The 12418-nt window shown below is 48.9% G+C and carries 13 protein-coding genes; 1 reads left to right on the top strand and 12 read right to left on the bottom strand.

Going from position 1 to position 12418, the window contains the following annotated elements; genetic code table 11:
- Positions 1–45: 45 nt before the first annotated feature.
- From E1963_RS07270 to E1963_RS07260, 3 genes are read right to left on the bottom strand one after another with little or no spacing between them, the layout of a single operon-like run.
- Positions 46–954, bottom strand: a complete 909-nt coding sequence (locus tag E1963_RS07270) for an IclR family transcriptional regulator (protein WP_279230703.1) — start codon at positions 952–954, stop codon at positions 46–48.
- Positions 902–1084, bottom strand: coding sequence for a catalase (locus E1963_RS07265; RefSeq protein ID WP_201272008.1), 183 nt, complete (start codon positions 1082–1084; stop codon positions 902–904). The genes E1963_RS07270 and E1963_RS07265 overlap by 53 nt, the downstream gene beginning before the upstream one ends.
- Positions 1085–1139: 55 nt before the next feature.
- Positions 1140–1742 carry a hypothetical protein gene (locus E1963_RS07260; protein ID WP_132276728.1) on the bottom strand — a complete coding sequence of 201 codons (603 nt, stop codon included), beginning with the start codon at positions 1740–1742 and terminating at the stop codon, positions 1140–1142.
- Between the two features lie 135 nt (positions 1743–1877).
- Between E1963_RS07260 and E1963_RS07255 the strand changes: the two genes are divergently transcribed.
- Complete coding sequence (locus E1963_RS07255; RefSeq protein WP_132276726.1) at positions 1878–2510, top strand: YesL family protein; 633 nt, start codon at positions 1878–1880, stop codon at positions 2508–2510.
- Positions 2511–2566: 56 nt separating this feature from the next.
- On the opposite strand, the gene E1963_RS07250 is transcribed toward E1963_RS07255, so the two are convergent.
- The 9 genes from E1963_RS07250 to E1963_RS07210 form a co-directional block, all read right to left on the bottom strand.
- Positions 2567–3136 (bottom strand): sugar O-acetyltransferase, encoded by a 570-nt coding sequence (locus tag E1963_RS07250; RefSeq protein WP_243117626.1) that lies wholly within the window; start codon positions 3134–3136, stop codon positions 2567–2569.
- Positions 3137–3149: 13 nt separating this feature from the next.
- Complete coding sequence (locus E1963_RS07245; RefSeq protein WP_132276724.1) at positions 3150–4187, bottom strand: ABC transporter ATP-binding protein; 1038 nt, start codon at positions 4185–4187, stop codon at positions 3150–3152.
- A gap of 22 nt (positions 4188–4209) precedes the next feature.
- Positions 4210–5004 (bottom strand): ABC transporter permease, encoded by a 795-nt coding sequence (locus tag E1963_RS07240; protein ID WP_132276722.1) that lies wholly within the window; start codon positions 5002–5004, stop codon positions 4210–4212.
- 3 nt (positions 5005–5007) lie between these two features.
- Positions 5008–5799, bottom strand: a complete 792-nt coding sequence (locus E1963_RS07235) for an ABC transporter permease (RefSeq protein ID WP_132276720.1) — start codon at positions 5797–5799, stop codon at positions 5008–5010.
- A gap of 107 nt (positions 5800–5906) precedes the next feature.
- Entirely contained in the window at positions 5907–6734 is an 828-nt protein-coding gene (locus E1963_RS07230; protein ID WP_132276718.1) for a carbohydrate ABC transporter permease, read from the bottom strand.
- Positions 6735–6747: 13 nt separating this feature from the next.
- Positions 6748–7674, bottom strand: coding sequence for a carbohydrate ABC transporter permease (locus E1963_RS07225; RefSeq protein WP_132276716.1), 927 nt, complete (start codon positions 7672–7674; stop codon positions 6748–6750).
- Between the two features lie 19 nt (positions 7675–7693).
- On the bottom strand, positions 7694–8980 hold the full coding sequence (locus E1963_RS07220; protein WP_132276714.1) for an ABC transporter substrate-binding protein: 1287 nt from the start codon (positions 8978–8980) through the stop codon (positions 7694–7696).
- 91 nt (positions 8981–9071) lie between these two features.
- Positions 9072–10394 carry a Gfo/Idh/MocA family protein gene (locus E1963_RS07215; RefSeq protein ID WP_132276712.1) on the bottom strand — a complete coding sequence of 441 codons (1323 nt, stop codon included), beginning with the start codon at positions 10392–10394 and terminating at the stop codon, positions 9072–9074.
- A gap of 15 nt (positions 10395–10409) precedes the next feature.
- The gene (locus E1963_RS07210; RefSeq protein ID WP_132276710.1) at positions 10410–12299 is read right to left on the bottom strand and encodes a DUF5696 domain-containing protein; all 1890 of its coding nucleotides are present in this window, start codon (positions 12297–12299) and stop codon (positions 10410–10412) included.
- Positions 12300–12418 lie beyond the last annotated feature (119 nt).

The following is a 12418-nucleotide window of genomic DNA, read 5'->3' as shown; positions in this document are numbered from 1 at the left end:
ATAGCAATAGACGGGGCTTTCTTTTCCCGCCAGCGAAATATGATTTTAAAGTGTGAATTGATGTTTTATATACTGCAAATAGAATTGCATATCATGCAACAGAAGACAGAAAGCACGCTTCTGCAGATTACTGTTCTTCAGTATATCCTCCGCCTTGGCAGGCGCCATATAAGCCAGCAAAACTCGTCCCATGGCCGAACAATACATAGGCTGCCGATGACCCATCGGTATGAAAAGCTCCATCGTCCTTTCAGAAGAGCTGCTGATCAGATGGGCAACTTCCGTCTTACGGGGAATCCCCATATGACCGTGTACATCGTACTTGTAGGAGAGTCGCTGCAGCTCCGGAAAGGCATGGCGGAACACGTCGTTATTCTGTAAGGCCGCGCCCGCAAGTGCGACGATTTCGAGCCCCGGATAATAGAAGCCCGTAAAGTCATCCCGTTCTAAAAATCCCCAGTCCAGCATCGTGTTAAGATGCCTGGACACCGTACTGACATTCATGTCTAGTTTCATCGCTATGTCCGAGGTACGCTGCATGGGTGCTGTTTCGTCAAATGTGGAAAGTATGGCAAGTGTCTTGCTGACACTTTTCGTATTAGAGACTTTGTGCCGGCTTTCTTCTACCTTCGCCATATCCAGGCCCATGGCCTCCGTTATCCTGCGGCCATACGCCTCATCTGCCCAATGGCAGTGGACTGCATGGCGGTATTTGATATTATCGCTTACCGGTTCTATATTACGTGCTGTATTCTCGATGAGAAGCGCCCGTTTATCTTCTGTCATCACCCGCCACAAATCACCGCCGGCCCTGAAGCAGTTATCCGTCGGGTCGTCCTGAGGGTCATACGCATAGAGTGCGCCGGAAAGGTCCAGTTCTGCTTCCTCATCTGTCAGATTCTTAATGCCCTGCTGGGTTATGCATCCGGCGTTCCGGTATGACTTCCCTGTCAAAATGTGCCAGCTTCTCCAACAGCCAGACGTCCTGCAGCGCAACCGGCCCCCGTACTCCCGTGGTCAGCGAATGTTCATTCTCTGCAACCGGTGCTCCTGCTTCATTCGTCAGTTTTTTACTTTCCTCCATAATAGTACTTCTTTCTGGCCCAATATCGATAATTATTACTATTATTAGTGCAATCCTATTTCCATATATTGTCAATGTCATTTATTAATTCTAATACCTTCTGCGCCGCCTGCTTATGCTGCGCATTGACGGGTATGCCCGCATAGATCTCATCATACCGTACGTCTACCAGTTCTTTTATCGCCCCTTCATTGGCAAGCACAAGCGCATCACCGTCAAATCCGCCCTGCTCCTTATATCTAACATATACCTCCTCGGGACAGATGAGCACATCGACGGAATTGGCACCGATCAAAGTTGTGAGCGCCGTCTCGGATGCGGAAGTATCATCCTCCCCGGATATGTTCGCCTGGATTCGCACCGTATCATGCTTTTCATTGGCATGAAGATACTCTTTTATCTCCCGTTCCAGCTTATCCGTATCCTGTGCATTGCCGCCGACGATTACCACGCTTACTGCTACGTTAGCCCTGCTGCCCTGATACATAGCCGCCCCAAGGTAGACTGCGGCTGCAGCCAGCAGTGCCGCCGCGAACCACGCTTTGTAATACATCCAGATGTACTCTATCTTACCACCGGTACTCATTGCCTTAAGCTTCCTGATTTCTAACTGTCTCTTTTCTTTTTTGGTCATATCGGATTCGCGCTTCTGTTCCATACCCGTATTCCTTCCTTTGTAAATTCCTGCTATATTCATCAGTGTCACGTTGCTTTTAACAGCCGTTTTCGGTATACTATTTATATGCAGCCCGTTATAGGGCGTTATAAAATCCAAAGATAAGAAGGGGAACATATGAGAAGTTTATTTAGCCCTGATAATGCGGTTATGCAGTTTATTGCCAAAATATTTGATCTAGTCGTTCTGAATTTGATCTTTATCCTGAGCTGTGTGCCTGTCATTACGATAGGTGCGTCCATCAGTGCCCTTTATTACGTCAGCCTCAAGATGGTGCGGGAGGAAGACCCGTATATCTGGCAGAACTTCTGGAAATCGTTCCGGCAGAACTTTAAGCAGAGTACCATTGTCTGGCTGCTTTTCATTGCCATATCTCTATTCCTTGGCATGGACTTTTACATTATCAATTCCCAGGACACGGTTCTATTTGCGGTTGTCCGTACCGGGCTCTGGGTCATATGCGGTATATTGTTCTCCATGTTCGTTTATATCTTCCCGGTTATATCCCACTTCGTCTGCACCACCAGACAGGCTTTGAAAAATGCCGCGCTTATGGCTATCGCCCACCTGCCTTACACTTTTCTACTTCTGGCAGGCCATGCCCTTATCGTATTTCTCTGCACCTTTTCCACTAAGACATTTGCCCTTGTGGTCGTGCTCAGCGGCCTCTGCGGCTTCTCCGTGTTCTCTTTTACGGCTTGCATTCTATTCAGCAGCATATTCAAAAAATACGAAACGGAGGAGGCCTGAGGCCTGCACTCCGCAACAGTATTTCCTATATGATCCAGTTGGCGGGATCTTATCTGTCATCTCAGTTCTTTTCTCACCCTGCATGGATTCCCGTATGCTACCACATCAGCGGGAATATCGTTCGTCACTACGCTCCCGGCCCCGATCGTGGTATTCTCTCCGATCGTCACGCCCGGAAGGATTATCACTCCTGCGCCGATCCATGCCCCGCTGCCTATCGTAACCGGGCGATTCATCTGCATCCCCTGTCTTCTCAAGCCTGCATCGAGAGGATGCGCTGCTGTGGCAATCGTCACGTTTGGCCCAATCATGACCCCGTCGCCGATACAGATATCCGTATCATCGGCCAGCGTCAGGTTGAAGTTGACATAGACGTCATCTCCAAGGTAGGTATTCTTACCCCAGCTTGCCCGCAGAGGTGGCTCTATCACGCAGCGTTCGCCTATGCTGCCCAGAAGATTCCGAAGAAGCTGCTGCTGCCGCTCTCTGTCGGAAGGTCTGGTCTGGTTATAGTCATATACGATATCATTGAGGCGCCACTGTTCCTCATACAGAGCATCGTCTGATGAATTGTACATCGCACCGCTTTTCATCATTTCCTCTATTGTCTTTTCCCTCATCTCCATACTGCTTCTCCCTTTATATACTATGATTGTCTTTTCTTATAATATCCCGTATGATTGCTTCAATATCCCTGCCGCTTATGGCAACGTCCTTAATCTCGCAGAGCTTTGACACCTGCTGCATGATATGAATACTGGAAACCTTTTCCACATCATACTCCAGCGTGATGCTGTGGGGCTTCTCGTCTGTTATCCGCACCCCCTCCATGGAGGGCATGCCCTTGTGATACCATGGATTGCTGTCCACCTCGAACTGAATCCTTTTTTCCCTGTTAAAATCCAGCTTCACCTTCTGCATGTCATCGTCCACCACCACCCTGCCATGGTTGATCAGGATAATTCTCCTGCAAAGTGTTTCAATATCCTGAAAATCATGGCTCGTTACGATAAATGTCGTCTTCTCTTCTTCATTCATCCGGCGGATACATTCCCTGATACTTGCTTTCGACTCGCTGTCCAGGCCGATCGTCGGTTCATCAAGATATACGATTTCAGGATTGTGCAAAAATGCCGCCGCGATATTACACCTCATCTTCTGACCAAGCGAAAGCTGCCTTTCCGGGATGCCAAGAAGGGGGCCGATTCCCATAATTTCAGTAAATCTGTCCAGATTTTCTTTGAACCGGTTCGGCGGAATCTCATAGAGCCTCTGAAACAGCCGGTATGACTCTATCACAGGCACATCCCACCACAACAGTGACCGGTTGCCAAACACGACACCAATCTTTTTATTATTTTTCATGCGTTCCTGTTGCGGCACGATACCATTTACCAAGATCCCCCCTTCCGTCGGGGTCAGTATTCCGCAGAGCATCTTTATCGTCGTAGACTTTCCGCTGCCGTTGGGACCTACATAGCCGACCGCCTCTCCCCGCCCGATAGTAAAGCTGATATTATCTACCGCCCGGAGCACCTCATAGTCCGGGCGGAACATGCCTGCGAGCGCTTTCCTAACGTTGCCTTTATTTTTCTTCCGTTTATATTCCTTCACCAAATGCCTGACTTGTATCTGATTACTATCCTGATTTGTGTTCTGATCTGCTATCCGACTCATCCTATCTCTCCGTTCTGCAATATTATGTTCCGGTACTGTCGTAACTTCCCAGTCCCTTTTTCCATATGAATGCCGCTGCAAGTCCTACTGCGCCCGCACACAGCGGCAGTGTAAGCACGACCTCCGTTCCCGCCTTGCCCGCTAGAAACGCTGCGGGGTAGAATCCGACAAACCCAAACGGTATGATAAAGGTAAAAAAGCTTCTTATCAGCACCGGGAATACCGCAAGCGGATATTTTGCAAACTCACGGCAGGTCTGCACAAGTACCGCCATATCCTCCCCTTGTACGATCCAGAAATTAAAGGAATTAAAAATGGTATAAATACCTGAATTGATTACGGTAGCGCAGACAATAAATTCGATAAGAAACAGCAGCATTCCCACGCCAGGCGCGATACGCAGATGTGCAAGCGCCCAGACGATCACCGCACCATAGATGATAATGCTAAGGAGGGCCGGATAATGGAAACGTCTCCCGAGAAGCTGGATAAATGGCGCGGCGGGACGGACGAGGATGACGTCCATCGTCCCCTTCCGCACCGAACCTGATATCTCCCACACACAGTCAAAAAATGCCTGCCCGATTGCCTCAACGACTGCACATAGTCCGAACAGCAGGCATATCTCATATAGATTCCAGTTCCCCAGACCTCCCGCCACATTTGCAATCGTGACAACTCCAAGGAAGCCGGATGCCTCCCTGAGAATCATAGACACAAGCCATATCACCGTGTCTGCCGGATACTGCACCAGAATCAGAAGCCCAATCCGCATGTAGCCTTTCCACAGCCGGGCATAATACCATAACCGTCTCATACTCTATCCTCCCTGCACTACAACTTTCTTCAGCATATGTATATAAAACAGCTTGGCAGCCAGATATAGTATGATAACCCATATGATCTGGATACTGATATAAACTAACGTCTCCGTTGCATCGTACTTACCGAGATAGATCTGAACCGGAACGGACACCATGCCTGCAAATGGCATGTAGCCAAGCACACTCGCAAGACCCTCGGGAAATAGAAACAGCGGTACGATTCCTCCCGACAGAATCGAAAGGAGGGCACTTTTCGTAAACGCCAACCCCCAGTATCCATGCGTATAAAAAGCGCAGATCCCTACCATAAATTCCATGAAAAACATGATGCCGATAGAGATGCAGACACTCACGACAAACAAAAGAAACTCCGCGCCCCCGTAAGGCAGTGCCCCTTTCAATATCCACGTACACAAGACAGTAATAGGAATTCCTTTAAACAGGATAAAAAAGAAAAACTCTCCCGTCCTCTTTGCAAACAGCGTAAAAAATAGTGATACCGGACGTAGCAGCTCCACGCTTATCGTCCCCTCATATATCCACAGGGAAAGCTCCGTATTGATGCCGCCCCCGAACTGGGACGACAGCATCCTCGCAGCAATCACATAGGTGGTGATTTCTGCCATGGTGAAGCCATCCAGAGATTCCTGGCTACGGAATACATATTTCCACAGAAAATAATAGATGAAGATAGATGTCGCCGTACCCGCAATGTTGAACCAGAATGCTTTCATGTACGCAAATTTTGACAAAAAGGTCATACGGACCAGCGTATAAAATTTCTGCATGTTCTTACTCCTTATTACCCGTTATTTCACAAAGAAGGTTCCTGTATTATGAAAACGGGAGAGAAGGTTCTACCCTCCCCTCCCATGTAAATAGAGATTACGGCTCTTTAGCCTTTGATACCGGACTGTGCTACACCTTCGATAAACTGTCTCTGGAAGATGAAAAACAATACGATGATCGGGATGACCGCCATAACCGCCCCGGCCATCTGCATCGGATACTTCGTCGTGTACTGCCCCTGTAATGTGGCAAGCGCCGGACCAAGCGTCATCATCTTCGGCGATGTATTGACGATCAGCGGCCACATAAAGTCATTCCAGGCGAACTTTGCCGTAAAGATTACCAGCGACACGATGCCCGGCTTCACCAGCGGCAGCATAATCTTCCCAAATATCTGGAATCTGTTGCAGCCGTCCAGAATGGCAGCTTCCTCAAGTTCCTTCGGAAGAGACATAAAGAACTGTCTCAGGAGGAACGTACCAAACGCGCTGAAGAGGTTTGGCAGAAAAAGTGCAGGTATCGTGTCAAGAAGGCCGATTTTCTGGATGATCAGGTACTGTGGAATCAGGAAGATCTGTCCCGGAACCATAAGTACGGATAAAATCAGGATAAAAATTGCATTTTTGAACGGAAATTCGATCCTCGCAAATGCATATGCAGCCATGGAACAGAATGTTACCTGTACCGCTGTCGTAACGAGCGTGGATATGATCGTGTTCAGGTACACTCTTGTAAACGGCAGTGCTGTGATTATCTGCGTGTATGCATCCAGTAAGAACTGTTTTGGAAAGAAGGTCGGCGGAATCTGCATTGCTTCGCCTGCCGTCTTAAAGGATGTAAGTACCATCCATATGAATGGAAATACCACGATTGCAACACCTGCAAGAAGAATCACATGCACGATGATTTTTTTGGTACTCGCTTTACTTTTCATGCACTTCTCCTTCCTATTCGTAGTTGACCCATTTTTTCTGTCCAACCATCTGGATGACTGTTACAAGCATGATAACGGCAAAGATAAGGATTGATATTGCCGCGGCATACCCCTTATGCCCATAATCGAACGCCTGGCGGTAGAACAGCATAACGACCGTCTGCGTATTTTCATAGGCCGGGTTCGTCTTGCCTATCATCATATAGATGACATCGAACACCTGGAATCCGCTGATAATGGATGTTATCAGGACGAAAAATATTGTCGGTGTCAGCATCGGTATCGTAATTTTGAAAAACTGTGCAAAGGTACCGGCCCCGTCAATGGATGCCGCTTCATAGTAAGACCGGGATATCCCCTGCATGCCGGCAAGCAGGATGATCATATTGTATCCCACCGTCATCCAGATGCCTACCAGCATGATCATATAGAGCGCAGTAGTTCCATTGGTAAGCCAGCCATGGCCCTCTCCTCCGAGCCCCTTGATCACGCTGTTCAAGATACCCATTTTCTCGTTATAGATCCATTTCCATACCATAGATACCGCTGCCGCCATCGTTACAGACGGAAGAAAATACAACGTCCTGTATATGGAGGTTCCTCTTATCTTGGAATTCAAAAGCGCCGCCAGAAAGATGGATAGGAAGATTCCGATCGGTACCGTGAAGATAACATACTTGAGCGTATTGCCAAAGGTCCTCCACACTTCTGAATCCTTAAATATGTCTATGTAGTTCTGCAGCCCGACAAAAGTAGCTACATTAAATTTGCTGACCTCATTAAAACTAAACCAGACGTTCTGAATAAACGGCCAGATATAAAATACGATAAGCCCCAAAGTAACCGGTGCGATAAATATATACGCCGCCACCCAGTCTTTTTTCTCTCTGCTGCCTGCCCGTCTCTTCGGTATGCCTGTTTTTACTTTTTCACCAGCCATACTCTCACCTGTTTACTTTCTATTTTGCCAGCAGTGCGTCTGCTTCTGTTTTCAGTTCTTTACAAGCATCTTCCAGCGTCATTTCGCCTGTATAAGCTTTTGTCAGCCATGTGGATTCCAGATCATACAGCTCTGCCGCCTTCAGGCAGACAGGAAGCGGATAGGCCTCGTCTGCATGGTTCGTATATGCCGCAAGGTTATAATCCGGGTTAGCTTCCGCAAAATATTTCTGTGCATCCGTCCTTGCAGAGATGACAACACCAGTCTCGCCCTGGATCTTCATTGCCTCTTCGCTTCCAAGCCAGATTGCAAATTCTATCGCCGCATCCTTATTCTTGCTTCCTTCGTATACGGCGTATCCAAGTCCGTTGATGCAGTTGTCTTCCACCCCGTTGAAGGTTGGAATCTCCACACAGTCAACCTTATCTGCTATTGCATCGTTTCCTGCATATTCTGGCACCATGTAGGAACCTGCAAAGTTCATGGCAAGCTGTCCGCCTGAAAACATAGCATCAGCTGTAGTCTCAGCCAGCGCTGATGCTTTTGGTGAAAGTCCTGCCTCGATTAAGTCAATCCAGCACTGGATGCCTTCCTGGGTCTTTGCTTCGCCATATCCTGTCTCTGTTGCATCGTCATTCAATATCCAGCCGCCATTCGCATATACGGTCTGGTAGTACCATGTCTGGAAATCGACCGGGCAGGCAAACGGATATACGCCATCGTCAAGACCTGCTGCCTGTAATTCTAAGGCCAGCGCCTTTAAATCTTCATAGTCCATATCATCCGTCGGATAATCCACTCCTGCCGCGTCAAAGATTTCTTTGTTGTACCAGAGCGCATTGGTATCAAAGTCTTTTGGAACGGCATAGTTAACGCCGTCCCGCACATAGTTGTCGATCAGCGTCTCTGAATAATTGTCCGGAATGTCTGAATCAGCAATTGCATCTGTCAGATCTGCCAGGATGCCGCCGTCTACATAAGAGTCTACATGAAGCACATTCAGCCAGAATACATCGGGTGCCTTTCCGCCTGTCGCAGAAGCTTCGAGTTTCGTCCAGTATTCACTTCCCTTATATGGGGTGAGCTGGATTTCGACGGTCACGTCTTCGTTCTCTGCTTCATACGCTTCAACGAGCGCCTCCATCGCGGGCCTTTGGTTCTCGTCCCAGATTCCCAATGTTAATTTGGTCTTTCCACCGCTGCTTGAACTGTCTCCGCCGCCGCTGCTTTCACAGCCTGCCAGCAGAGCTGCCCCCATTACGAATGCAAGTCCAAGAGCTGCAAGTTTTTTCAAGTTCTTTCGCATAAACTTTCCTCCTTCTTTCTTGTAGGTTTTCTTGTTTCTCCGGCTGATTCCGGAACCGGCCGGTTTATATGATGCTTCTTTGGCTAAGAAGCTACATACTGATTTGACTGCAGAATGTATCCAACTCTATTACGGCACCGCCGTGGATTCTTGATTCCTCCGCGGCTAGAGCGCAGTAATGGCTCTCCAGAGATTTATCCAAAGAGGTCACATTGGGGCTCTCTGGCATCCGCCCGCTTACAATATCAGCAAATTCCTCTACCATCTTCATATCACCGCCGCCATGGCCGGAAAAATCATCGGACAGAGAGGCGATATCCACACGTGTCTCTGTGATGTTCGGATTGAATTTTCGGATGACAATCTCATTTCTTTCAAATGTATTGACATCCATATTGACAATCAGCTCGCCCTTCGTGCCCATAAGCCTTGCGTACCTGGAAGTATCCGCCGAGAATGCACACATGGTAAAGCTCATGGTCGTACCGTCTGTCATGTTCAGGTTCACCACCTGATGGTCCACCACATTGTTGTCACAGTGGTACACGCACCTGCCATAACGTCCTGTCTCAAGCGCCTCCCTTATCTTCTCTTCGGTCGGTTCTCCAGGCGCCAGTACATTAAGCGGCCAGATTCTGTTGCCGCTGTTGTATCCGATCAGCTTATTGTCCATGTAGATCGCTTCTGCATCAAAGGGACAGTCCTCCTTGGCCGCACAGCCGTCCAGGCAGCGCATCGTGCTGCCCCTTGGGGCATGTTCCTCTTTAAACAGGTAGGTGTTCCCATAGGAGGACAGTGACTTACACGTCTTTCCTGCCAGCCACAGATACAGATCCATATCATGGCAGCTTTTCTGCAGTATCATCGGACTTGTCTTGTCTGCATCCGCCCAGTTCCCCCGCACGAAACTGTGGGCCTGATGGAACCAGCCTACATTCTCCACTGCCGCAATGGAAACGATGTCACCGATTTCCCCTGCATCTATCAGCTCTTTCACCTTTCTGTATATCGGCGTATAGCGGAGTACATGGCAGACGATCACCTTACGCTTATACTCCTTTGCCGTCCTGGAAAGCGTTTGAAACTCCTCCGAATCAGGTGAAACGGGCTTTTCCAGCAGGAGATGGTACCCCTTTTCCAGAGCGGGTATCGCATGTCCCACATGCTGCCTGTCCTGTGTGGCGATAAACATCGCATCCGCCAGACGGTCTGCTTGAAGCATGTCCTCTGCACTTGCAAAACAGGACTCCTTTGGAATGCCAAATTCCCTGGCCGCATATTCCACCTTGGCCGGATCTGTGTCAGCCACAGCAGCAATTTTTATTTTGTCCGGGTATACTTTCGCAGCCTGGGCATATACATCATGCCCTCTGCTGCCCAGCCCCGCAATCGCGACAGTCACACATGTTCCCATAATATCCTCTCCTTTTTATCCGGCTATCACATACTCTTGCTTATTGAAATCGACAGTCACTGTCGTCCCATCTGCAAAATACGTCCTTTGTACCTGGCAGTCGCCATCGACCATCTCATGCCGTATCATCTCGCATTTTGCAACCTTTTTATGCAGATCAGAGACAATCCGGCTTCTCCTGATGTTATCTTCTATCGCCACCTCTGCCCCGACTTCAAAGGAGCCGTCCGTGTTCGGGTACGCTCCCTCCCTGATTAAATATGGTGCTCCTCCGTTTAAAAGCGCATATAGCATATAATCTTCTTTTTCACTCACCTTTTCCATCATCCACGGCTCAATGATGCAGTCGTGGTATACAAGGTTATAAAGCGGTACCGGAATCCCCTCCTTAGGTGCGCCCGGCTCCCTCATCATAAAGTCATACGGCGCGTAGTGGCAGAATACCAGGCTTGGGATGCACCAGTCGCTCACCTCTTCCGAACTTGGGAGCAGCCCCACTGACATAAGGTATTCAAAGCACTGGTTCCGGTAATCGCAGCAGTCACGCCTTGTCATCCTGTGGAACGGGTTCGCACATTCATCCCCCTCATTGCAGGTGAACACATCAAGATAGGCACAGTCTAATCTAATATCATGGCGCCTGATTCTTGAGAAATTACGCTTTACATAAAAAGGTGCCTGTGAACCGCACAGGAATGCCTGCGGGCCTCCCGCCCATCTCTGGTGGGCAGGGACCGTACCGTCCGCCAGCCTGCATGCATAGTGCTCGTCGTAGCTTGGGGAGGCCAGGTAGTAGTCACGGTACTGGTCGTGGACACCGAACAGATATCCCAGCTCATGCATCGTATCCGCAAGGGATTTCATGCCTGCCCATCCGCCTGCCGCTTCACATGCCGGGTAGTAGTCCGGGTGCTGGTTGTCATAGCCCGGCTCCGCCCATCCGTCCAGATGAAGATAAAGCTTCTCTACCCCGAGCTCCTTCAGGCGGCGCATCTCCTTCTCCCTGGCCGCAAAGGTCGTCAGGCTGTTGTTCTTATCCGGCGCTTCCGTATCATAAAAATCGGAATCCTCCTGTACCGCGTTCTTGATCCCCTTATGTACGAAAGCACACCCTATGAGCCTGTCCACCGAAGGGTTCCTGGCCGCTTTTTCAGTAAGAGTCCGCAGCCTTCCCTGCTCTTTCACGTAGGTCCGGTATACCTTGCAGATATCATTGTAATCACAGTCATTCAAAAAAGTATATCTCACAATTCTGCGGTATTCCATCTTTCCAAGGCTTGGTTCAAACCGGATGCCAGTGTGGGTGTACGGTCCCCCCGCCGGGTGCTCTGCATTATAGCCTGCATTCCACGGCGTGGTGCAGATTGCTATATACCCTGCCCGGTCCCTGACCTGGGCTATCCACGGCATATAACCGCCTGCCGTTCCGAAGAATCCGTCAAATACCACAGACGTAAGCTCTGTCGCCCAGTCGTTCGGAATCATCAGCCCCTGCTGGTGGTTCAATAGCGTGTACCAGCTCTCCTTCTTCTCTTCAAATTCCATCTCCCCCGGCCAGTATACAGCTTTTACGCGAAGCCCTTCTTCGCAAAGCGGAATCCATTCACAGAACACGTCCCCGGTAGCCGCTTCCATCCAGACAATCGTGTCAAACGAATAAGGTACTTTAATTCCATCCACTTCAAACCCTTCAAAGTGGCTCTGGATTCCGTTCCCCAAACCGGTTTCGATGACTTTATGTGTCACCAGGACTGCCTCTTGAAAACAGAATGTGCCCTCCTCACATTCCAGCCTTGCCTTTGCTTCCTCTCTCCAGCTCCAGCTCTCTTCCCCTTTACTGAACATATAGCAAAGACTTTCTTCATCCAGGCGTAATTCCATATCATTTGCTTTTACACTTGTCATATCGTCCCTCTCTTTTGGCAATAGTGCCTATATATATTTACCATTTTCTACTATTATATTGGCTTCTGCACAATTTTACTTACAGGATTGTCTGCCATTATTGTCATATTATCCTGATT

The organism is Extibacter muris (assembly GCF_004345005.1).
GTDB lineage: Bacteria > Bacillota > Clostridia > Lachnospirales > Lachnospiraceae > Extibacter > Extibacter muris.
This window is presented reverse-complemented; position numbering and strand designations above follow the sequence as displayed.

Bases quoted from the DNA above. Each gene is read 5' to 3' on its own strand.
- E1963_RS07265 (WP_201272008.1), bottom strand. From the start codon at position 1,084: ATGGAGGAAAGTAAAAAACTGACGAATGAAGCAGGAGCACCGGTTGCA.
- E1963_RS07260 (WP_132276728.1), bottom strand. From the start codon at position 1,742: ATGGAACAGAAGCGCGAATCCGATATGACCAAAAAAGAAAAGAGACAG.
- E1963_RS07255 (WP_132276726.1), top strand. From the start codon at position 1,878: ATGAGAAGTTTATTTAGCCCTGATAATGCGGTTATGCAGTTTATTGCC.
- E1963_RS07250 (WP_243117626.1), bottom strand. From the start codon at position 3,136: ATGGAGATGAGGGAAAAGACAATAGAGGAAATGATGAAAAGCGGTGCG.
- E1963_RS07245 (WP_132276724.1), bottom strand. From the start codon at position 4,187: ATGAGTCGGATAGCAGATCAGAACACAAATCAGGATAGTAATCAGATA.
- E1963_RS07240 (WP_132276722.1), bottom strand. From the start codon at position 5,004: ATGAGACGGTTATGGTATTATGCCCGGCTGTGGAAAGGCTACATGCGG.
- E1963_RS07235 (WP_132276720.1), bottom strand. From the start codon at position 5,799: ATGCAGAAATTTTATACGCTGGTCCGTATGACCTTTTTGTCAAAATTT.
- E1963_RS07230 (WP_132276718.1), bottom strand. From the start codon at position 6,734: ATGAAAAGTAAAGCGAGTACCAAAAAAATCATCGTGCATGTGATTCTT.
- E1963_RS07225 (WP_132276716.1), bottom strand. From the start codon at position 7,674: ATGGCTGGTGAAAAAGTAAAAACAGGCATACCGAAGAGACGGGCAGGC.
- E1963_RS07220 (WP_132276714.1), bottom strand. From the start codon at position 8,980: ATGCGAAAGAACTTGAAAAAACTTGCAGCTCTTGGACTTGCATTCGTA.
- E1963_RS07215 (WP_132276712.1), bottom strand. From the start codon at position 10,394: ATGGGAACATGTGTGACTGTCGCGATTGCGGGGCTGGGCAGCAGAGGG.
- E1963_RS07210 (WP_132276710.1), bottom strand. From the start codon at position 12,299: ATGACAAGTGTAAAAGCAAATGATATGGAATTACGCCTGGATGAAGAA.